This is a genomic window from Nocardiopsis codii (assembly GCF_036327455.1).
In the GTDB taxonomy this organism is placed as follows: domain Bacteria; phylum Actinomycetota; class Actinomycetes; order Streptosporangiales; family Streptosporangiaceae; genus Nocardiopsis; species Nocardiopsis codii.
In genome coordinates, this window is record NZ_JAUZMY010000017.1 from 1 (window position 1) to 20,456 (window position 20,456).

The 20,456-nt window shown below is 71.9% G+C and carries 16 protein-coding genes; 8 read left to right on the top strand and 8 right to left on the bottom strand.

Annotation, left to right across the window (positions count from 1 at the left end):
• Positions 1 to 487 precede the first annotated feature (487 nt).
• Together serB and Q8791_RS17470 are read right to left on the bottom strand one after the other, a co-directional pair.
• Positions 488 to 1,741 carry a phosphoserine phosphatase SerB gene (gene serB / locus Q8791_RS17465; protein ID WP_330092788.1) on the bottom strand — a complete coding sequence of 418 codons (1,254 nt, stop codon included), beginning with the start codon at positions 1,739 to 1,741 and terminating at the stop codon, positions 488 to 490.
• 113 nt (positions 1,742 to 1,854) lie between these two features.
• Positions 1,855 to 2,511 (bottom strand): DUF1707 SHOCT-like domain-containing protein, encoded by a 657-nt coding sequence (locus tag Q8791_RS17470; protein WP_330092789.1) that lies wholly within the window; start codon positions 2,509 to 2,511, stop codon positions 1,855 to 1,857.
• Positions 2,512 to 2,790: 279 nt separating this feature from the next.
• Between Q8791_RS17470 and Q8791_RS17475 the strand changes: the two genes are divergently transcribed.
• Positions 2,791 to 4,398 (top strand): serine hydrolase domain-containing protein, encoded by a 1,608-nt coding sequence (locus Q8791_RS17475; protein ID WP_330092790.1) that lies wholly within the window; start codon positions 2,791 to 2,793, stop codon positions 4,396 to 4,398.
• Positions 4,399 to 4,502: 104 nt separating this feature from the next.
• On the opposite strand, the gene Q8791_RS17480 is transcribed toward Q8791_RS17475, so the two are convergent.
• The gene (locus tag Q8791_RS17480; protein WP_330092791.1) at positions 4,503 to 5,285 is read right to left on the bottom strand and encodes a hypothetical protein; all 783 of its coding nucleotides are present in this window, start codon (positions 5,283 to 5,285) and stop codon (positions 4,503 to 4,505) included.
• Between the two features lie 56 nt (positions 5,286 to 5,341).
• Here Q8791_RS17480 and Q8791_RS17485 point away from each other — a divergent pair, with 56 nt between their 5' ends.
• The 3 genes from Q8791_RS17485 to Q8791_RS17495 all read left to right on the top strand — a co-directional run bounded on the left by Q8791_RS17485 (position 5,342) and on the right by Q8791_RS17495 (position 8,324).
• Complete coding sequence (locus tag Q8791_RS17485) at positions 5,342 to 6,127, top strand: ABC transporter ATP-binding protein (protein WP_330092792.1); 786 nt, start codon at positions 5,342 to 5,344, stop codon at positions 6,125 to 6,127.
• A 289-nt stretch (positions 6,128 to 6,416) separates the two neighbouring features.
• A complete protein-coding gene (locus Q8791_RS17490) occupies positions 6,417 to 7,340 on the top strand; it encodes an SPFH domain-containing protein (RefSeq protein WP_330092793.1) in 924 nt (307 codons plus the stop codon).
• Positions 7,341 to 7,565: 225 nt separating this feature from the next.
• Positions 7,566 to 8,324, top strand: a complete 759-nt coding sequence (locus Q8791_RS17495) for a sulfite exporter TauE/SafE family protein (RefSeq protein WP_330092794.1) — start codon at positions 7,566 to 7,568, stop codon at positions 8,322 to 8,324.
• Between the two features lie 139 nt (positions 8,325 to 8,463).
• Here the strand turns inward: Q8791_RS17495 and Q8791_RS17500 are convergent, their stop codons facing one another.
• The 3 genes from Q8791_RS17500 to Q8791_RS17510 form a co-directional block, all read right to left on the bottom strand.
• Positions 8,464 to 9,087: an HD domain-containing protein gene (locus Q8791_RS17500; protein ID WP_330092795.1), complete on the bottom strand. Its 624-nt coding sequence runs from the start codon at positions 9,085 to 9,087 to the stop codon at positions 8,464 to 8,466.
• A 203-nt stretch (positions 9,088 to 9,290) separates the two neighbouring features.
• Positions 9,291 to 10,166, bottom strand: a complete 876-nt coding sequence (locus tag Q8791_RS17505; protein ID WP_330092796.1) for an alpha/beta hydrolase family protein — start codon at positions 10,164 to 10,166, stop codon at positions 9,291 to 9,293.
• Positions 10,160 to 10,750 (bottom strand): TetR/AcrR family transcriptional regulator, encoded by a 591-nt coding sequence (locus tag Q8791_RS17510; RefSeq protein ID WP_330092797.1) that lies wholly within the window; start codon positions 10,748 to 10,750, stop codon positions 10,160 to 10,162. Before Q8791_RS17510 ends, Q8791_RS17505 begins: the two co-directional genes overlap by 7 nt.
• A gap of 473 nt (positions 10,751 to 11,223) precedes the next feature.
• On the opposite strand from Q8791_RS17510, the gene Q8791_RS17515 reads away from it, so the two are divergent.
• Entirely contained in the window at positions 11,224 to 12,681 is a 1,458-nt protein-coding gene (locus Q8791_RS17515) for an aldehyde dehydrogenase (NADP(+)) (RefSeq protein WP_330092798.1), read from the top strand.
• Between the two features lie 70 nt (positions 12,682 to 12,751).
• Here Q8791_RS17515 and Q8791_RS17520 read toward each other — a convergent pair whose 3' ends face one another.
• The gene (locus Q8791_RS17520; RefSeq protein WP_330092799.1) at positions 12,752 to 13,444 is read right to left on the bottom strand and encodes a hypothetical protein; all 693 of its coding nucleotides are present in this window, start codon (positions 13,442 to 13,444) and stop codon (positions 12,752 to 12,754) included.
• A gap of 137 nt (positions 13,445 to 13,581) precedes the next feature.
• On the opposite strand from Q8791_RS17520, the gene add reads away from it, so the two are divergent.
• Together add and Q8791_RS17530 are read left to right on the top strand one after the other, a co-directional pair.
• Positions 13,582 to 14,634 (top strand): adenosine deaminase, encoded by a 1,053-nt coding sequence (add, locus tag Q8791_RS17525; RefSeq protein ID WP_330092800.1) that lies wholly within the window; start codon positions 13,582 to 13,584, stop codon positions 14,632 to 14,634.
• 404 nt (positions 14,635 to 15,038) lie between these two features.
• Positions 15,039 to 17,144 (top strand): APC family permease, encoded by a 2,106-nt coding sequence (locus tag Q8791_RS17530; RefSeq protein WP_330092801.1) that lies wholly within the window; start codon positions 15,039 to 15,041, stop codon positions 17,142 to 17,144.
• 123 nt (positions 17,145 to 17,267) lie between these two features.
• Here Q8791_RS17530 and Q8791_RS17535 read toward each other — a convergent pair whose 3' ends face one another.
• Positions 17,268 to 18,401: a CapA family protein gene (locus Q8791_RS17535; protein ID WP_330092802.1), complete on the bottom strand. Its 1,134-nt coding sequence runs from the start codon at positions 18,399 to 18,401 to the stop codon at positions 17,268 to 17,270.
• 995 nt (positions 18,402 to 19,396) lie between these two features.
• On the opposite strand from Q8791_RS17535, the gene Q8791_RS17540 reads away from it, so the two are divergent.
• Positions 19,397 to 20,434 (top strand): chaplin family protein, encoded by a 1,038-nt coding sequence (locus tag Q8791_RS17540; RefSeq protein ID WP_330092803.1) that lies wholly within the window; start codon positions 19,397 to 19,399, stop codon positions 20,432 to 20,434.
• Positions 20,435 to 20,456 lie beyond the last annotated feature (22 nt).

The window sequence follows — 20,456 nt, forward strand, 5'->3', positions numbered from 1 at the left end:
GTGGTGGGGTGGGAGAGTAGGTCGCTGCCACGGTTTTTCTTTGGGGGGGTCGCCTTTGTGGGCGGCCCCCTTTTTTTGTGTGTGGGTTTGTGCGTTTGTGAATTCTGGGGTGTGGGGGGTCGGGCGGGCCTGGGTGTGGCGGGCAGCGGTCATGGTGGGGGCTGGGGTGGCCCCCCTTTGTTTCCAGTCAAGCGTGTGGGGGTGGGGTGGTGCCAGGGGTGGTGGGGTTCTGTGGACAACCCACCGCACGCCCCGACATCTGCCGGCGGACGCTCACCGGCTCCAGGAGGCGGGGGAGCGTTCCCGAGCCCTCAAGGGCGTGGATCGACCCCCACGACCTCTCCTACGGCTCCCCGGCGCCACGGCGCGACAAGCCACAGGACGACAAACAACCAGATGGCCAGGACGACAAGCCACGGGACAGCACGGAACTCAGCCGACGGACCCGGTCCATCGGCTGAGTCCGGTCGGCGGGGTCGGTCTCCGGTCAGGCGGTGGTCGTGGGGGAGGCCGGTTCGGTGGCCTGACCGTGAAGGTCGGCGGCCTCGATCTCCTCGCGGGTGATGCCCAGGATGAACGCGATCGTGTCCAGGTAGGGCACGTTCACGGAGGTGTCGGCCTGCTGGCGGACGACCGGCTTCGCGTTGAACGCGACGCCCAGTCCCGCGACCTGGAGCATGTCCAGGTCGTTCGCCCCGTCTCCCACCGCGACCGTCTGCTCCAGGGGGACGCCGGCCTCCGCGGCGAACCGCTTGAGCGTGGTCGCCTTGCCCTTGCGGTCGATGATGGGGCCGACCAGTTCGCCGGTCAGCGTCCCGTCGACGACCTCCAGGGTGTTCGCAGCCGAGTAGTCCAGTCCCAGGCGTTCCACCAGTACGTCCGTGATCTGGGTGAATCCACCGCTCACGATCCCGCACTCGTAGCCCAGGCGCTTCAGGGTGCGGATGAGGGTCCGCGCGCCGGGGGTCAGCTGGATCTCCTCGCGCACCGCGTCGATGGCGGAGGCGTCCAGGCCCTTCAGGAGAGCGACCCTGCGCCGTAGGGACTCCTCGAAGTCCAGTTCGCCGCGCATGGCCTCCTCGGTGACCCGGGCGACCTCCTTCTCGCAGCCGGCGTGCGCCGCCAGGAGCTCGATCACCTCGCCCTGGATCAGGGTGGAGTCCACGTCCATGACGATGAGGTGCTTGGCCCGGCGGTGGAGGCCGCTGGGCTGGACGGCGACGTCGACCCCCTGGGTGGACGCCTCCATGGCGAGCTCGGCCCGCAGCTGCCCGGCGTTGCCTCCGGAGATCTCCATCTCCACGGAGGTCACCGGGTAGCTCGAGAGCCGCTCTATCCGGTCGATGTTCGCGCCCGCTCTGGCCACGCACGACGTGATCGCCCCGAGGGCGCCGGGGCGCAGGGGGTCGGCCAGGACGGTCAGGTGCAGGCGGCCGGCGGCGAAGTCGTTCACGCGGCCGGTGCCGTTGCCGTCCTCGTAGTCGACCTCCATGTCGAGGTCGATCGCGGTCTTGTCGAGGGCGCTGCGCACCTCCTCGAAGACCCGTCGGCGGCTCACACCGGGGGCCACGCGCTCGTCGACCCCGAGAACCGTCCCCAGCACCAGGCGACCCGCCAGAACGACCTGTTCGAGGTCGACGATGGTCACCGGGAAGACGGAGAGGGTGCTCAGGAGACGCGCGCTGATGCCCGGCCGGTCGTGCCCGGTCACTGTCACCAACAACGTGGAATCATCATTCATGGCGCCACCCACGGTACTCGGCCGCAGTGCGGTCCCGACGCGCAGGGCAGCTCCTTTTCCCAGCTAGTTCACTATGTGGACAGCTGGAGGAGCGGTACAGGTCACTCTCGGGCCTAACGGTTGCCCTTGTTCTTCTTCTTGCGGCGCGGGCCCTTGGCCTTGATGTCCACACCGCCCAGCATGCAGGTGCCGGTCAGCCGGATGACCGGCGCGTTCGGGTCGGTGACCTGGTCCGTGCCGTGCATGTCGGCACCGCCCAGGATCGCCGAGGTGTTGTTGATCACCCTCACCCCGTGCGGCACGGTGATGTCCACTCCGCCCATGATGACGGCGACCTGGATGGTCACCTCGTGCTGACTGAGGACCGCCTCCCGGAGGTCCAGTTCGACGCCGCCGCAGAGCACCGAGACGTTGGTCCGGGGCTCGACCAGCCAGCGGCCCTTGCGCTCGCAGCCGCCGAACACCGCGACCAGGTTCTCGGAGCCCTTGCTCTGTCCGGCCAGGTCGCGCGCCTCGCTGCCCAGGATCTCCATCCCGCTCGGGGACTCGGCCGACTGGCGCTCCATGGCCGCGTAGTCGAAGCCCTGGCCGGAGACGGGCAGGTCCGAGACGAGCGGGGCGAGCTCGCCGACGGTCTTGGCCCTGTACAGGGTGTCCAGGCGCTCCTCGTGCTCCACGGGGGTGAGCCGACCTTCAGCCACGGCCTCCCGGAGCCGCTCGGCAACCTTGTCCCGGTCCGCGTCGGAGGCTCGGATGTGCTCGGGCTGCATGATGACTGGTCTCCTCGTTCACTCCGCGGGGCCGGGGTCCGGCCTTCCACTCATCCAGTATCGACACTCTCCCGGCCCGGTGGATCAGGTATATCCCCTGGGCCTACCCCGAGACTTCTCGCCCCTCGTCCCAGGGTGCTCCAGGACACCCCGTGTTTCCAGCCCTCCAGGGCTCCGGGGTGTGGTGGCGGCCGCAGGGGCGCCCCTGCGGAAAACCCCCGGCCGGGAGGGAGGCGCACACGATGGCCCTCGCGGGGACCGTGTTCCTAGCGTTGCCCCATGCTCCCCTCCCCGTCCTTCGACGCCCCTGCCCGCCTCCCACGCGGGCTCTCCGCTCCTTGCGCCCGTCCCGCCCTCTCCGTCCTGTCCGCGCTCGGCGCCGCCGCGCTGCTGCTCCTGTCCGCGGCCCCCGCCGGAGCGGCTCCGCCCGTGTCCCGCTCCGCCCCGGGCACCCCCTCCGCCGAGGCCGTGGACGCCGTCGTGGAGGAGTACCGCCGGGCGACCGGCCTACCCGGCGCCGCGGTGGTCCTGACCCACGGAACGGAGGTCGTGCACGCCCGCGGGTACGGAACGACACCCGGCGGCGCAGCCGTCACCGAGGACACCCCGATGGCGGTGGCCTCGCTCAGCAAGTCGGTCACCGCGCTGGCGGTCCTCCGACTGGCGGAGGAGGGTCGGCTCGACCTGGACGACCCCGTGCGGGAGCACCTGCCCGAGTTCACGATGGCCGACCCCCGCGCGGACCGGATCACCGTGCGCCAGCTCCTCGACCAGACCTCCGGGATGTCGGACACGGAGTTCGCCTCCTACAGCCGTGGCCGGAGCACCCTCACCCTGCGCGGAGCCGTGGAGGACCTGCGCGGTGTACGCCTGGCGGCCGAGCCCGGCACGCACTGGGAGTACCACAACCCCAACGCCCAGGTCGCCGCCCGCCTGGTCGAGGTGGTCGGCGGCCGGCCCTTCGCCGACCACCTGGCGGCGGAGGTCTTCTCCCCGCTGGGGATGGACGACAGCACCACCATCGACACGGACCTGGACCTGCCGGCCAGTGCGCACGGCCACCTCTCCCTCCTCGGCCTCTCGTTCCCGGCCGATGAGCCGCCCGGGTTCGGGAACGGCTCCGGAGGGGTCGTCAGCACCGCCGCGGACATGGGTGCGTGGCTCGTCGCCCACACCAACGGCGGCCTGGGGCCGGACGGTGTCCGTGTCCTGTCCGAGGAGGGGGTCCGCGCCCTGCACACCCCCTCCCCGGCCTCCGGTTCCTATGCCCTGGGGTGGTCGCTGGGGGAGACCGACGCGGGGACCCCGGTCGTGGAGCACGGGGGAGACCTGCTCACCGCGACGGCGCACCAGGCCGTGCTGCCGGACAGCGGGTACGGCGTGGCCGTCATGGCCAACACCGGAGCGGGGGGCGGCGCCCACGCCCTGGCCGCCGCGCTCGTCGAACTGATCGACACGGGCAGCGCGCCCGCACCGCCGACGGGCACGGCGGCGCTGGTCGTGGACGCGCTCCTGCTCTCCGTCGGCGCCGCCGCGGCGCCGCTCGCCTGGCGCGGTGTGCGGCGGGCGAGCGGCTGGGCCCTGGCGCGGGTGGGCCGGCCACGGTGGGCGGTGGCGGTGCGCATGCTGCCCTACGCCGGACCTCCGCTGCTCGTGGGGGTCCTGCACGAGGTGGTCGGGTGGCTGTACCGGGGGAGGGACGTGGCGTGGTTCCAGGTGCCCTATCTCTTCACGTCGTTCTGGGTGGCGCTCGCCGCGGTCGCCTTGGCCTGCGTGGTCGTAGCCTCGGTCCGCGGCGCCCATCTCGTGGGGGTGCACCGGGGTGTGCGGGGCGGTCGCGCCGTGCCGGCCGGCCCCGGTCCCGAGGAGCGGGCGCCCTCCCGGTGAGGAGGCCCGGGGCGGGCCGACGCGGCCAGGGGGCAGGGGGCGGGTGGGGACTGGGCGTGCCCGCCCGCTCGGCCCCCCCGGACCGTTCCACCGACGCGGGCGGCTCAGCGGCCGTTCGGAGCCCGTCCCGGCAGGGCGATGGACGCGTGGGCGGCGACCAGGGCCCGCCGCACCGCCGAGTCCAGCCTCCGCAGCGCCTCGGACCGCGCTGCCGCCTGGTGGGCGCTCATCCCCCGGCCCGACGCGGGTTCGGCCAGTCTGACCACCTTCGCCAGCCGGTGCGCCTGCGCCGCCACCCGGTGGGCCCGGGGCGGGTACCCGTGCGCCAGCGAGGGCACGTCCCTGCCGCCCAGGTCGCCCAGTTCCCGGTGCACCCCCGGGGCGAACGCCGCGATGTCGTCCACGCCCTCCAGGAGTCTGGCGACCTCGATGACGGTGATCTTCAGGGCCTGCTCGGCCTCGGCGAGGCCGGGTACCTGGGGGAGTGCCTCGTTGGCCCGATACGGCGCCCACGAAACGCCCACATAGGATGAACCACGCCGGTCGGGAGAGGGCACCAGGCCCATCTGCTGGTCGGTGAGCTGCACCAGCACCCCCTCCTGTGCCTCGATGGCGGCCTGGTTGAGTTCCTTCGGACCGACGAGTCCGAGCGGGTCTCCCCAGGTCGGCAGGGACAGCCGGAACGCGGACAGTCCCAGGCCACGAAGTCGTACCAGTGCCGACCGCAGCGGTACGCCGCTGTCGAAGGGCAGGTCCGCGGCGGGTACTGTCCCGATCAGGTTGGGGCCGCCGCGCCGTTCGACCGCGTCGACGGCGTCGTCGAGCCCGACGTGGCCCGACAGCCAGGCGTTGCCCCAGGCGACGAGTGGTGCGGACGTGAGTTGCATTGCTTCAGGGTAGGTCGGCCCGTGCACCGGCGTGGGGCGTGATGTGAGGGAGGACGATGGACGGGCGGGTTCTGGGCCTGAGCGGGGTCACGGTTCGGCGGGGTGGTGCCACCCTGGTGAACGGCGTGGACTGGTCGGTGCTGGAGGGTGAGCGGTGGGCGGTCCTCGGGCCGAACGGTGCGGGCAAGACCACTCTCCTCAATGTGGCTTTCAGCCAGCTGCACCCGACCGCGGGCGTCGTGGAGATCCTCGGCGAGCGGCTGGGACAGGTGGACGTGTTCGAGCTGCGGCCCCTCATCGGCTACGCGGGGGCGTCGGTGGCGTCGCGGATCGAGCCGGGGACCCCCGTCCTCGACATCGTGCTGAGCGCCGCCTACGGCTACGTGGGCCGGTTCCGCGAGGAGTACGGGAGCCCGGACTACGGGCGGGCCCGTGCGCTGCTCGGCCACTGGGGGGTCGCTGACCTGGCCGACCGGGACTTCCACACCCTGTCCGAGGGTGAGCGCAAGCGGGTCCTGATCGCCCGCGCGCTGATGGCGGACCCGGAGCTGCTGCTCCTGGACGAGCCCGCCGCGGGGCTGGACCTGGGCGGCCGGGAGGACCTGGTGCGCCGTATGAGCGGGTTGGCCCGCAACGAGGCCGCGCCCGCGCTGGTCGTGGTGTCGCACCACGTGGAGGAGATCCCGGCGGGGTTCACGCACGTGCTGCTGCTCCGGGACGGCGCCGTCGTGAAGGCGGGCCCGATCGACGAGGTCCTGACCGCCGAACACCTGTCGGAGACCTTCGGTCTTTCTCTCAAGGTGGAGCGCGACGGTGACCGCTGGAACGCCCGCGCGGTGTGACCAGCGGAGTTTCGAGCGATCTGACGCCGATAGGGATTGCGGTAATAACAGAAATCTATTGTCCCTAAACAGTATTCCTGTCCAGATGTGGTCGCCCCGGCGTATATGGGGTAGCGTCAGCGTTCGGTGAGCGGATCGCTCCATTTCGGCGTGCTTCGAGATCTTCGGGTGGGCGGGCCGCCGGTGGATGTGCTCCGTCCCCACCGCCTGCCACCCCCGTCAGGAGATCCGGAGCTGCCCAGATGTCGATGCTGAACGCCGCCCCTCGTTCGGAGACCGGGGTGCGTCAATGACCATGATCATCATCGTGGCGCTTTTCGTCGCGGTTCTGTTGATCATCTTCTGGCGGAGCGTGCGTATCGTTCCGCACTCGATGGAGGACGTCGTCGAGCGGTTCGGTAAGTTCCACCGAACACTGAGCTCGGGATTCAACGTCGTCATCCCCGGAGTCGACCAGGTACGGGAGCGGATCGACCGCCGCGTCCAGGTCGTGAGTTTCCCTCCGCAGTCCGCGATCACCGAGGACAACCTCGCGGTGGAGGTCGACTCGGCGGTCTACATCCGTGTCCGGGACGCCTACAAGGCCACCTACGAGGTCGCGAACTTCATCCAGGCGGTCGAGCAGCTCACCCTCGCCACCCTCCGCAACGTCATCGGCGGCATGAACCTGGAGGGCACGCTCACCTCCCGCGACGAGATCAACCGCGAGCTCAAGGCGGTGCTGGACGAGGCCACCCGTGACTGGGGCATCGAGATCAGCCGCATCGAGCTCAAGGGCATCGAGCCGCCGTCCTCCGTACAGGAGGCGATGGAGATGCAGATGCGCGCCGACCGCGAGAAGCGCGCGCAGCTGCTCAGCGCCGAGGGCGAGAAGCAGTCCGCGGTTCTGCGCGCCGAGGGTGAGCGCGCGGCGGCGGTGCTGCGGGCCAAGGGTTCGGCCGAGGCGCAGATGCTCACGGCCAAGGCGGACGCCGAGGCGCAGACGCTGCGGGCGCGCGGTGAGGCCGACGCCATCCACATGGTGTTCAAGGCGCTGCACACCAGCCGGGTGGACCCGGACGTGCTGGCCTACCAGTACCTCCAGAAGCTGCCCGAGATCGCCAAGGGCGACGCCAACAAGGTCTGGATCGTCCCGTCCGAGATGGGCAAGGCCCTCCAGGGGGTCGGCACCGCCTTCGACAGGCTGCGTGACGAGGTCGTGCGGGTGCCCTGACCCGGCCGCCGCGACCCCGGTCCCGTTCCTCCCCGCCCCGCCCGGCGGCGCGCACAGCGCCGCCCGGCGGGGCGGAGTGCGTTGCGGGCTCCGCCGTGAACTCCCCGGTGGGGCCGGTCACTATGCCCTGGATCACGTATCCCCGGGGTGAGGGGCCCATGATCCGCTCTCGTAGTCTGTTGACGCCCTCGACGGTCGGGGTGCGGGAACCGGAAAGCTGGTCGAATGGAACTCTGGGAGGCGGCGGTCATCCTTCTGGCCGGCGTGGCGGCGGGCGGGGTCAACGCGATCGCTGGATCGGGAACCCTGTTCACGTTCCCCGTGCTCCTGGCCCTCGGCTTCCCGCCGGTCACCGCGACCGTGTCGAACAGCATCGGGCTGGCCCCCGGCACGCTCAGCGGGACCATCGCCTACCGGCGCGAGCTGATGGGGCAGCGCGGCCGGATCCTCCGGCTCGGCGGCATGTCCTTCCTCGGCGCGATGACCGGCGCGCTCCTGCTCATCTACCTGCCCGCGGGCGTGTTCGAGTTCGTCGTGCCGTTCATGATCGGCGGCGCGTGCGTGCTGATCCTCCTCCAGCCCCGGATCACCAAGTGGGCGCGCTCACGTCGGCCGGCCTCCAAGAACGGGGGGCCCCTGCTGCCGCTGGGCGCCTACGCGACCGGGACCTACGGCGGCTACTTCGCCGCCGCGCAGGGGATCATCCTGATCAGCATCCTCGGCGCGTCCCTGGACGACGACCTCCAGCGGCTCAACGCGTTGAAGAACGCGCTGACCACGATCGCCAACAGCACGGCGGCCGTGTTCTACATCGTGCTGGCCTCGCCGTCGTGGCCGGTGGTCGGCCTCATCGCGGCCGGAACCATCATCGGCGGCTACCTGGGGGCCAACTTCGGCCGCAGGCTCAGCCCGGCGGCGCTGCGCGTGTGCCTGGTCGTCGTGGGGCTGACGGCGGCGGCCCAGCTCGTCATGGGCCGGATCTGACGCCTCCGCCGACCCCCGGCCTGCCACTCACCCGACGCCGCAAGGCCGCCGCGCACGGCGTCCGGCGCACCTGGCACACGGGGCGCCGAAGGGCCCGCACCGGAGGGGTCCGGGAGGACGGTGCGGGACGGCGGGGTGCTCAGGCGCGGAAGTAGCCGCGCCGGTCGGCGTCGTCGATCAGGGCGGTCGCGTACGCGCCCAGGGCCTCGGAGCCGTCCTGGATCAGCTTGACCTTCTCCATGACCTGCGCCCGGGTGATGCCGAAGCGGACCCAGGAACCACCCTCGTTGTGCCAGTTGGCGAGCATCGGGGACAGCCGGTCCACGGCGCGGGCGAAGCGGGCCTCGCGGGAGACGCGCTCCTCGAACTCCTCCCAGAGTTCGCGGGCGCGCTCGGCCTGGTCCTCGGGCAGGAGCGGGAAGATGCGGGCCGCCGCGGCGCGCTCGCGCTCCCCCTGCGTCTCGGAGTTCACCTGGTCGAAGAGGAAGGTGTCCCCGGCATCGATCTCGACGATGTCGTGGAGTACCAGCATCTCGACGACCCGGTCGATGTCGGTGCCCTCGGGAGCGTACTCGGCGAAGGTGCGGGCGGACAGGGCCAGGTGCCAGGAGTGCTCGGCCGAGTTCTCCCGCCGGGATCCGTCCACCAGCAGGTTCTGCCGCAGGATGCGCTTGAGCTTGTCGACTTCCAGAAGGAAGCGGAGCTGTGCGTTCAACCGCTCGTTGTCGACTCCGCTGGCAAAGACCGGTGCCGGTTCCGTCACGTGGTTCGCCCTCCTGAAGGATGAGTCGAAACGGTCAGGTGGACCGCTTGGTGCGGTCGCCACTGGATGATCCCATGGAACGCGCACCGACTGTCGCGGCGGCGTCCGTCAAGGGGACGTGGGGGGAGGTGGCGGGGTGCACCCGGTGAACGGTCGGGTCGGCCGCCGCCCGGGCGGCGGGAGGGGCGCGCCGGGGGCGGGGACTAGGCCTCCGTGCCCGCCCGGACCTGCGGGGGAGACGTGAGGTGCCGGTGGAACCACTCGGTGAGAGCCCGGTCGGTGAGCACGCCGGCCGGGGTGAGCGGGCCGGGTTCGAGGCCGGGCTCCGGTCCGATGGCGTGTGCCAGATCGGGCACCACGATGTGACGGAGCGCATGCTCAGGGGCGTGTGCGACCAGCGCGTCGAGCAGTGAACCGCCGCGCTCGGGGTCCACGACCTCGTCGAGTCCGCCGTTGACGACGAGCAGGGGGACGCGTCCCCGGGCGATCTCGTCGGCGCGGCCGTCGAAGTCCAGTCGTGCGCGGGCCAGCTGGGCCCGGTCGGTCCACCGGTAGGGGGTCCCGGTGCGGCGCTCGCGGGCCGCGACGACCAGGGCCGGGTCCACGACCGGGTTGACGACGGCGGCGGCGCCGACGGGAGTGCGCCCCTCGGCCAGGGCGAGCAGGACCGCGGAGGCCCCGGCCCCCACCCCGACCAGGCCGACGGGGGCGTCGGTGACGGGGAAGGCCGCGCGCAGCTCGGAGATGACGGAGCGGAGTTCGGCGGCGGCCTCCTCCACCACCGGGCCGAACAGTTCGACGAGGTAGTCGCGTTCGCCGCGGCGGTTGATCTCGGGGACGCCGCCCTCGGGCAGCCGGGCGCCGAACAGCGGCAGCCCGAGGTAGACCCGCCAGGCCGGGAGCGACGCCATGGGTACGGCCCCGGCGAGGGCGGCCTCTGCCCGGGGCGGTTCGAAGGCGTGCAGCCCGATGACGAGCGGCGCCGGGGTGTCCCCCGCGGCGGGCGGCAGGGCCAGGAAGGGAACCCCGGCCGCCGTCCCGGCGACGGGCCCGGTGAGGATGCCGGAGTCGGCTACCACGGGTGGTCGCCTCCGTTGCGATCGGAGAAGTCGGACAGGTAGCTGCTGACCAGGCGCTTGGCCTCGTGGATCAGCCGGGCGTCGCCTTCGGCGTCGTCGCGGAAGGCGAGTTTGAGGACGGCGTCGGCGGCCTCGACGGCCACGTGCACGGCGCGGTCGAGTTCGTCGTCGTCGGGGATGCCGGTGACGGAGACGATGATCCGGCGCAGGCGGATGGAGATGACGCGGTTGTTGTCGGCCCCGCCGTTGAGGAGCCGGGGGTCGACGATGTCGCCGAAGTGCAGGCTGCGGAAGCCCGGCACGTGGCGGTGCATGTCGATGTACTCGTCGACGATGGTGTCGACGGCGATGGTCCAGTGGCTGAACGACGCGTCCGCGAGGCGCTCGGTCACCCGGGCGCTGAACTGGTCGAGGAAGCGCAGGCCGAGCGCCTGGGTGATGGCCTTCTTGTCCGGGAAGAACTGGTACACGGAGCCGATGGCGACCCCGGCGCGTTCGGCGATCCGGGTGGTGGAGAGGTTGTCGTAGCCGACCTCGTCGAGGAGTTCGGCGCAGCAGTCGAGCATGCGCTGCACTCTGAGCATGCTGCGCTGTTGGGCGGGCAGCCTCCGGAGGGGGGCCTGCGCGAACGCGAGTTCGTCGTGGGCGACGCCGGCTGGTCCACGGCTCTCGCGTGGCGCGTGGGTGCTCCCGGCGCTGCCGGGGGAGCGTCGCGACCGCGGGGGCGTTGAGCTTCGGGAATTTGTCGTCACGGATCCTATGATGCCTTTCCGGAATCACCTGGTTCCGGGGAAATTCCAGTTTCGTTCCCCGGCTTCTTCCGGAGGCGTCCGCGCCGCCCGTACCAGGGGCGTTGGCGAAGGTCGCGGGAGAGGGCGCGGAGTGCGGACGCGTCGGCGCCGTTCGTCGTGTTCGTCGGTCCGTGTCTGTTTCGCGGTCCGTGGTCGCGCGGGCACCGGACGGGCGGGCCGTGCGGGATAGCGCTTTCCTATAGGGGGCGTGGCATGGTTGGATCAGTGCCCGACGCAGTGCACGCACCCCTCCTGGAGGCTGAGCCATGACCACCGCCCCGGACACCACACCGGAGGAACTCGACGCCGCCCTCGAACGGGCCGCCGCCGCGGCTCCGCTCCTGGCAGCCCTCACACCGCACGAGCGCGCCGACTTGCTGCGCGCCGTCGCCGACGCCCTCGACGGCGCCGCCGACCAGCTCGTGCCCCTCGCCGCGGAGGAGGCCCACTACCCCGAGGCCCGCTGCAAGGGCGAGCTGGGCCGCACCACCTTCCAGCTCAGGCTGTTCGCGGAGACCCTGGAGGACGGCTCCTACCTGGAGGCCGCCGTCGACCCCGCCGACCCGGAGTGGGGGACGCCGCGCCCGGACGTGCGGCGCCTCCTCGTCCCGCTCGGCCCCGTCGTCGTGTTCGGGGCCAGCAACTTCCCCTTCGCGTTCGCCACGGCGGGCGGTGACAGCGCGTCCGCGCTGGCCGCCGGATGCCCGGTGGTCGTCAAGGCGCACCCCGGCCACCCCCGGCTGGCCCGCGCCACCACCGAGGTCGTCGTCGCCGCGCTCACCGGGGCCGGGGCGCCGGAGGGCTCCTTCGGCCTGGTGGAGGGCATGGAGGCCGGCAAGCTGGCGGTCACCCACCCGCTCACCCGCGCCGTCGGGTTCACCGGTTCCATCCCGGGCGGGCGGGCCCTGTTCGACCTGGCCGCCTCCCGACCCGAACCGATCCCCTTCTACGGCGAGCTGGGCAGCGTGAACCCGGTGTTCGTCACCCGGGCGGCCATGGCGGCCCGGGGCGACCACATCCTCAGCGGCTACGCCGACTCGGCGTCCATGGGGGCCGGGCAGTTCTGCACCAAGCCCGGCGTCGTGTTCGTGCCCGAGGACGCCGACCTGGGCGCCCTGGTCGCCGACTTCGCCGAACGGGCCGCCGCGCCGCTCCTCAACGACCGCGTCGCCGAGGGGTTCGAGCGGGGCCTGGACGCTCTCGCCGGCCACCCCGCCACCGAGGTGCTGGTGCAGGGCAGGCACACCGGGGAGGACTGGTCCCCGAGCCTGCTCCGGACCGACCTGGACTCGCTGCTGGAGCACTCCGACGCGCTCCTGGAGGAGTGCTTCGGACCGGCGACCCTCGTGGTCGCCTATGCCGACGAGCGCCGCCTCCTGGAGGCCGCGGGGGTGCTGAGGGGACAGCTCACCGTCACCGTGCACGGGGAGGAGGAGGACGCGGTGGCGCCCGCCCTGCTCGCCCTGGGCGCGTCCGTGGCCGGACGGGTGATCTGGAACGGGTGGCCGACGGGGGTGGCGGTCACGTACGCCATGACCCACGGCGGTCCCTACCCGGCGACCACGGCGCCGCTGCACACGTCGGTGGGCACCACGGCGATCCGGCGCTTCCTGCGCCCGGTCTCCTTCCAGTCGGTGCCGCAGTCGCTGCTGCCCCGTGAGTTGCGCGACGACAACCCGCTGGGCGTGCCCCGCCGCGTGAACGGGGCGGCACCCACCGTCTGAGCACCACGGGGTCCGGGGGCCGGGCGCGCCGACCGCGGCGCGCCCGGCCCCGTGCCCGGTACGCCGTCCTCTACCCCGCGGTGTCGGGCGCCCCGCCGTCGGCGTGGTCGTAGGCGTCGCGGAACGCCTCCGCGCGGCGGCGCCGTCGCGCTGCGAGTGAGGGCGTCACGCACGCGAGCACCACGATGAGCGCGGACAGGCCCAGGATCAGGACGATGGGGAACGATACCCCCTCCAACCTGATGCGGTTGAGGCAGTAGACGGTGTTGACCAGGGCCATCCCCAGCATGAGGAGCAGGGAGGGGAACACCGTCTTCGCCCTGCCCAGTTCCTGCTCGACGACGGTCCTCCCCAGCCGGTTGGTCTCCGGGTCCGGGCCGGGGGCGCCCGCCCGGACGAGGCGCCAGGCCTCCGCGAGCTTGGCGGGGTCGGTGCCCGTCGGCAGGTTCGTCAGCTTGACGGCCTGATAGGCCCGCTCGGCCCCTCGGGCGTCCGCCGACGTCACCGAGAACAGGGCCACGAGGATCGCGCACGCCACGAACAGGAGTACGGCCAGCATGACGCCCGGTACCCACGGGTCGCGTGCGGTGTCGAACGTGATGAACGAGACCAGGCAGAGGGCACCGAGGGGGACGAGGACGCTGCCCGAGGCCCGGATCAGGAATGGGCCGGGGTTGTCCTTCCGGTAGGCCCGGAGTCGGGCGCCCCGGTGGGGGCGCGGGGGACGGGGGGTCGAAGGGTGGGGGTCGCCCTGGGGGATCATGTCCGCAATGTACCCGGATGCGGCCTCGTCGGCGGTTGTGCCCGGGGCGGTCCCGCCCCAGGAAAGGTTGACACGTCCTCGTCAGGTTCGCCCGGAAGGGGTTGGGCTGCGTGCGGGCCCGCGCGTAGCCTCGCGCCATGGAGAATCACACCGCCCCCGCCGAGACCGGCGTCGACGCGCTCGTCCGGGACCTGCCCAAGGTCGAGCTGCACGTCCACCTCGAGGGCTCGATGCCCGCCGAGACCCTGTTCGACCTGGCCCGCAGGCACGGTACCGAGGACATCCCGGACACCCTGGAGAAGCTCCGGGACTGGTACTCCTTCACCGACTTCCCCCACTTCATCGAGGTCTACCTGGCGTCGGTGAAGACCCTCCGGGAGGAGGAGGACTTCGCGCTCCTCACCTCGGCGGTCGCCCGGCGGCTGGTCGCGCAGAACGTGCGCTACGCGGAGGTGCACGTCAGCCTCTACACGCACCTGATGCGCGGTGTGCCCGCCCGGGTGGTGTTCGACGGGATCGAGCGGGCGCGCCGCGACGCCGAGCGCGACCACGGCCTCCAGCTCCGGTGGATCCCCGACTTCCCCGCCGACTTCGGCCTGGAGAGCGCCGAGGCGACCCTGGAGGCGGTTCTGCGCGACGCCCCGCCCAGCACGGTGGGCTTCGGGGTGGGCGGCGTGGAGACGCCGCTGGGGCAGTACGCGGGGGTGTTCGGCAGGGCGCGCGCCGCGGGGCTCGCCAGTCTCCCGCACGCCGGTGAGCACGGCGGACCCGAGCGTGTGCGCGAGGCCCTCGACGTGCTCGGCGCCGAACGCATCGGCCACGGCATCGACTCCATGCGCGACGGGGAGCTGGTGGCCCGACTGGCGGAGGAGCAGATCCCGGTGGACGTCAGCCCCACCTCCAACGTGTGCACCCGTGCGGTGGACGAAATCGGGGACCACCCCCTGCCCCGCATGCTCGACGCCGGGATCCTGGTCACCCTCAACACCGACGATCCGACCATGTTCGGCACCGACCTGAACCGCGAGTACCGCACCGTCCACGGGTTGGGGTTGGGCGCCGACGGCCTGGTGCGACTCGCCGCGAACGGCGTCCGCGCCTCCTACCTCGGTGTGGCGCGCCGCCGCGCACTGCTGGCGGAGATCGCGTCGGTCGCCGCGCGCCACGGGGTCGAGGCCGGGAACTTCTAGGGCGTGTTCTGTGGATGCTTTCGGTTGACTCGGCGCTTGCGCCGATCGACGCGAGCGGCTTCCAGGCCATCTCTCGCAAGACGAGTAGCGCAGGTCAGCCCGGGTTTGGCTGTCCAAGCGCAGTCGGCGTAGCGAGAGGCAGCCTGGGGGACGCGAGCCCGGAATGATCCGCGGAACGCGGCCTAGGGCCGCTCCCGGAACCCCGCCGGCGCCCGGGAACGGGACCCCGGCGCCTCCGGCCCGCCGCGGGCGCGGTCACGGCCGTCGTGGTCCCTGGACCCCGTCGGGCCGGGCCCGACACGCGGTCGCCGGGCTGACCGCCCGCAGCGCCTCCGAGCAGCAGACTTGGGAGGTGCGCCGGGCACGGTCACGGCCGTGGCCGGGCGGCGCCGGGGGGAGACGCGATGAGACGGGACTCCGGCCACGACGCCGGCGGGGACTCCGGCCACGACGCCGGCGGGGACTCCGGCCACGACGCCGGCGGGGACTCCGGTCGGCCGGCCGGGGACGGTACCGGTGCGGACACCGGGAGCGGTGCGGACCCGGACGCCGCGGCCTACGTGTGGGACGCCCCGTCCCCGGACGGGCACGGGCCGCGGAACGCCCTGTCGAGGTGGCTGCTGAGCAAGCGGGTGGACGAGGTCGGCGGCCCGGGCTCCGCGCCGCACGCCGAGCGCCAGCACCCGTGGTGGCGGGTCATGTGCCTGACCGGCGTCGACTACTTCTCCACCCTCAGCTACCTCCCGGCGATCGCGATCCTCACCGCGGGCGCGCTCTCCCCGGTGGCCACGCTGCTGATCGTCGTCCTGACCCTGTGCGGGATGCTCCCCGTGTACCGGCGGGTGGCCGAGCGGAGCCCGCACGGTCAGGGGTCGGTCGCGATGCTGGAACACCTGCTCCCCGAGTGGAGGGGCAAGCTCCTCGTCCTGTGCCTGTTGGGCTTCGTGGCGACGTCGTGGATCGTCACCATCACGCTGTCCACCGCCGACGCCACGGCGCACCTGGCCGCCAACCCGTACACCCCCGACACCCTGGCCGACCACCCCGTGCCGGTCACCCTGGTCCTCCTCGCCCTCCTGGGGGCGGTGTTCCTGGCGGGGTTCCGTGAGGCGGTGCGGATCGCCATCCCCCTGGTGCTGGTGTTCCTGTTGCTCAACGCGGTGGTGGTGGTCGCCGCACTGGCGCACATCGCGGCGGATCCGTCGACCCTCGCCGACTGGGAGGGCGCCGTCCTGGGGCGCGGCCAGGGGTTCCCGTCGATGGCGGCCACCGTCCTGGTCGCCTTCCCCCTGCTGGTCCTCGGGCTGTCCGGGTTCGAGACGGGTGTCAGCATGATGCCCCTGATCCGGTCGAAGGGCGCCACCCACGAGGAACGCCTGCGGTCGCGCGTCGTCGACACACGGCGCATGCTGACCACGGCCGCCGTGATCATGAGCGTCTACCTGCTGTCGACGACGTTCGTCACCGGGGTCCTGGTCCCCCGGGAGGCCGTGGAACCCGGGGGGCCCGCCGCCGACCGCGTGCTCGCCTATCTGGCGTACGACCTGCTCGGCGACGGGTTCGGCGTGTTCTACGACGCGAGCACGGTCCTCATCCTGTGGTTCGCCGGGGCGTCGGCGATGGCCGGTCTGATCAACATCGTGCCGCGCTACCTGCCCCGTTACGGGATGGCGCCCGCGTGGGGGCTGGCCGTGCGGCCCGTGGTGCTGGTGTACACGGCCGTCGCCATGGTCATCACCGTGGTCTTCGACGCCGGGGTCACGGAGCAGTCGGGCGCGTACGCCACCGGCATCCTCGCCATGCTGGTCACGTCGGCCCTCGCGGTGACGATCCTCGCCCACCGCTCGGGGCGCCGGTGGGCGACGGCCGGTTTCGGGGTCCTGACGGCGGTGTTCGGCTACGCGCTCGCCGACAACGTCGTGGCAAGGCCGGACGGTCTGCTCATCGCGTCGGCGTTCGTCCTCGGAACCGTCCTGGTGTCGTCGGTCTCGCGCGCGCTGAGGAGCACCGAGCTGCGGACCAGCAGCGTGCACTTGGACGAGACGGCGGTCCGGTTCGCCCGGGAGGCCGTGCTCCGGGGCAGGCTGCACGTGTTCGCCAACCGGCCCCGGGCCGGCGGGGCGGCCGAGTACGAGGAGACCGAGCACGAGCAGATGCTCCTCCACCCGATCCCGCTCCGGACGCCGCCCCTGTTCGTGGAGGTCGAGGTCCACCATCCGTCGGAGTTCGCGTGCGTCCTGCGGGTGCGCGGGGTGGACGTGGACGGCCACCGGGTCCTGCGGGTGCGCAGCCCGGCGGCGCCCAACGCGCTCGCGGCGGTCCTGCTGTGCCTGCGTGACCGGACCGAGGCGATCCCGCACTGCTACTTCGCCTGGTCGGAGGGGTCACCGCTCCGACTGCTGTTCCGGTTCGGGGTCCTGGGCGAGGGCGAGACCGCGTCGTTCACCCGGGAGATCCTGCGTGAGGCGGAGGAGGACCCGAAGCGGCGTCCGGTCGTCCACGTGAGCTGAGCGGCGGGCCCGCCCGACCCGGGCCGACCCCGCGCCGGTGCCCCGCGGGCCCCGCAGGGGAGGCACTGACACCGGGGGCCGCCGGTCGGAGGACTCCGCGGCGGCCCCCGGGGCGCCGGTCGGTCAGGCGGGCGAGTCGGTCAGCGGGAGCCCGCACGCGATGCGCATGTCGAGCCAGGTCCGGGTGGCCTGCTCGGCGGCCTCTCCCTCGTAGGGGACGGGCACGCCGCCCTGGATCTGCGCGGGGGCCCAGTCGGCCGCGGTCACGCTGCCCCGGTCGAAGGTGAGGGTGAGCACCCCGGTCTCGGCGGTGGGGCCCTCGAAGTTGTAGAACACGAAGTTGCTCAGTCCGTAGTGCACGTAGGAGTCGCCCGTGAACCCTCCCGGGGACAGCACGTGCGCGTGGCCGCCGACCACGGCGGAGGCTCCGGCCTCGACCAGCTCCTCGGCGAGGGCGGGCGCGTGCGGCAGCGGGCAGTGCGCCCCCTCCAGGCCCCAGTGGAGGAAGACCACGACGTTGTCGTGCTCGGCGGCGGCCTCGGAGACGGCGGTGAGCATCCGCTCCCTCATCTCGTTCTTGGTGGAGGCCATGCCGGGCTTGCCCTCGCCCGCCGTCCACTCCGCCATGAGGTGGTCGTCCATGACGTCGGTGGCCCCGAACAGGGCGACGCTCTGTCCGTTGACCTCGGCCACGTGGGGCGTGTACGCCTCGGCGGCGTCGCGGCCCGCGCCGACCAGCGCGACATCGGAGGCCTCACCGTTCTCCAGTGTGTCGATCAGCCCGTCCGTGCCGTAGTCCATGCCGTGGTTGTTGGCGATGGTGGCCACGTCCACGCCCCCGGCGGCCAGGGCCTCCAGCGCACTGGCGGGCGCCCGGAAGAGGTACTCCTTGCCGTCGGCTGGGGTACCGCCCTCGGTGATGGCGGTCTCCAGGTTGACCATGGCCAGGTCGGCGGCGGAGAGCTGTTCGGAGATCGGACCGAGCGCGGTGGCGGGGTCGGCCAGGCGGGGTTCGAGCATCCCGTCGAACATGACGTCGCCGCCGAAGGCGATGGTGAACGGCTCCGAGGCGGGCTCGGGCTCCGCGCTGGGGGACGGCGGGGCGGAGGAGTCCTCGCTGGGGGACACCGCCCCCGCGAGTTCCTCCGGCGCGTCGCCGGGCGAGGCGCAGGCGGCGGCGACCAGGAGGACGACGATCGTCGCGGCGCTGACCGACAGCGTCGTGCGGGTACGGAGACGCGGGGGTACGGGCTGCATTGCATGCTCCAGTGGGGCGGGGGAAACCGAGGGCACGTCCTGTGGTTGGGACGCACTTCGCGCGCTTCCGGTTGGCCTTTGTGACTGGATTGGATGCCAAGGGCGCCCCGACCCGTCACCGGTGGTCTCTATTCGTGCTCAGGTCAGGGCCGACAGTCCCTGGTTCGTCGGTTTCGACATGGACGGGATGTCGGTCGGGAGGAGACCCGTCGTGACCAGGGTACGCGGGGTTGACCAGCGCTTTTGATCGAACCTGGGAGGGGTGGTGCCTGAGTTGTCCGAGTTGCGAGAGTGGTCTGAGTTGGGCAATGGGGCCTTTGATTCGGCTGTTCTTCGTGCCCTTTGCGCTTTTCCGGTCTGGCGGAAGGAAGGGGGTGAACCGGGACGCTCCGGGTTCGTTCGTGCGTGCGGGGGGCGGGTGCGGTTCTTCCCGGCTCGGATTTTCACTATCCAGTCTTTTGTGTCGAAAGGTGCATTGATCGCATAACTCATGAATGTGGATGTGAGGTATAAGGCGTTCGTGAAGTCCGTCGAAACGAATCAACTAAGGTGCTTAGTGGTTTACGAAGTGAGGTTTACCCGAAAAAAATTCATCATCCACCGTGTCTTTGTGTTGTCAAGTATGTACTCTGTGTAGTTGACATGGAGCTTGTGAGCAGCGGCTATATCACAGGGTAATAAAGTATAAGCGGAGAGTATTTGTGCCAGTGGTGGACATTCTCCGAAAACGCCTGCGAGTCTCCGCTGGCTTGCTAACGTTTCGGTCCGTCGGAGGTTCGTCCCCGGAGCCCCACTTCGGAGGATGTCGGACCACGACTCCCACGTGCTGCGGGTCACCCCGCCGTTTCACCGTTCGTCGGTGACGGGCCCGCACGGTCGTGACGGCGGGACCGACGAGTGCTCCGCCACGCCGCGGACACCCGGTCCGCCCACGACGCACAGCGCCACGACCGGCGCGAACCCAAGGCTGTCTCCGTGAAAGGTCCTAGCCGCACATGCGCAACACACTCCGTTACTCCTTCGCCACCGTGATGACCGCGGGGCTGGTCATCGCCCCCGTCGCGGCGGCGTTCGCCGACGCCAACACCGACGGTTCCGGCGGTATCGGCAGCGGCAACCAGATCATCGTCCCCGTGGACGTCGAGGCCGACCTGTGCGGAAACTCGCTCGCGGTGCTCGGTATCTCCTCGGCCAAGTGCACGCAGGTCTCGGAGGTCCTCTACGAGGCGAGCGGCAACGGTGGACCCGCCACGGACGGTTCCGGCGGTATCGGCAGCGGCAACCAGATCATCGTCCCGGTCGACGCGGCCATCGACGCGTGCGGGAACTCCCTGGCCGTCGGCGGCATCTCCGAGGCCGAGTGCATCGAGGTGGTCGAGGTCCTGGAGGAGGAGAGCGCCGACGCGCCCAGCACCCGCACGGACGGTTCCGGCGGTATCGCCAGCGGCAACCAGATCGTCGTCCCGGTCGACGCCGCCATCAACGTCTGCGGCAACTCGGTCGCCATCCTCGGCGGCTCCAGCTCCAAGTGCACCACCATCATCAACATCATCCAGGCCTCCCCCGAGAACGAGGGCGGGCCCGCCACCGACGGTTCCGGAGGTGTCGGCAGCGGTAACCAGGTCCTCGTCCCGGTCGACGCCGCCGTCGACATCTGCGGCAACGCCGTCTCCGTGCTCGGCCTCGCCCAGGCCGCCTGCATGCAGACCATCTCCGACGGTGAGGCCCCCGAGCCCGAGACGCCCGAGGAGCCCGAGGAGCCGGGCGGCGAGACCCCGGAGGAGCCGGGCGGCGAGAACCCCGAGGAGCCCACCGGCCCCGAGGTGCCCCGCGAGGAGGACAAGGGCGAGGACGACTCCAGCACCGGCGATGACCGGCCGACCCCCCAGCCGCAGGCCGACGAGCAGCTCGCCGTGACCGGTACCGCCATCGGCGGCCTCGTCGCCGCCGCGGTCGCCGCGATCGGCGCGGGCGGCGCCGGTCTGTACTTCGCCCGCAAGCGCAAGGCCGCCGCCGCCGGCGACGACGAGTAGCCCCGGACCGGGAGCCGGAGCG

Coding starts and splice junctions, on each gene's coding strand:
- serB (WP_330092788.1), bottom strand. CDS start 1,741: ATGAATGATGATTCCACGTTGTTGGTGACAGTGACCGGGCACGACCGG.
- Q8791_RS17470 (WP_330092789.1), bottom strand. CDS start 2,511: ATGCAGCCCGAGCACATCCGAGCCTCCGACGCGGACCGGGACAAGGTT.
- Q8791_RS17475 (WP_330092790.1), top strand. CDS start 2,791: ATGCTCCCCTCCCCGTCCTTCGACGCCCCTGCCCGCCTCCCACGCGGG.
- Q8791_RS17480 (WP_330092791.1), bottom strand. CDS start 5,285: ATGCAACTCACGTCCGCACCACTCGTCGCCTGGGGCAACGCCTGGCTG.
- Q8791_RS17485 (WP_330092792.1), top strand. CDS start 5,342: ATGGACGGGCGGGTTCTGGGCCTGAGCGGGGTCACGGTTCGGCGGGGT.
- Q8791_RS17490 (WP_330092793.1), top strand. CDS start 6,417: ATGACCATGATCATCATCGTGGCGCTTTTCGTCGCGGTTCTGTTGATC.
- Q8791_RS17495 (WP_330092794.1), top strand. CDS start 7,566: ATGGAACTCTGGGAGGCGGCGGTCATCCTTCTGGCCGGCGTGGCGGCG.
- Q8791_RS17510 (WP_330092797.1), bottom strand. CDS start 10,750: ATGCTCAGAGTGCAGCGCATGCTCGACTGCTGCGCCGAACTCCTCGAC.
- Q8791_RS17515 (WP_330092798.1), top strand. CDS start 11,224: ATGACCACCGCCCCGGACACCACACCGGAGGAACTCGACGCCGCCCTC.
- Q8791_RS17520 (WP_330092799.1), bottom strand. CDS start 13,444: ATGATCCCCCAGGGCGACCCCCACCCTTCGACCCCCCGTCCCCCGCGC.
- add (WP_330092800.1), top strand. CDS start 13,582: ATGGAGAATCACACCGCCCCCGCCGAGACCGGCGTCGACGCGCTCGTC.
- Q8791_RS17530 (WP_330092801.1), top strand. CDS start 15,039: ATGAGACGGGACTCCGGCCACGACGCCGGCGGGGACTCCGGCCACGAC.
- Q8791_RS17535 (WP_330092802.1), bottom strand. CDS start 18,401: ATGCAGCCCGTACCCCCGCGTCTCCGTACCCGCACGACGCTGTCGGTC.
- Q8791_RS17540 (WP_330092803.1), top strand. CDS start 19,397: ATGCGCAACACACTCCGTTACTCCTTCGCCACCGTGATGACCGCGGGG.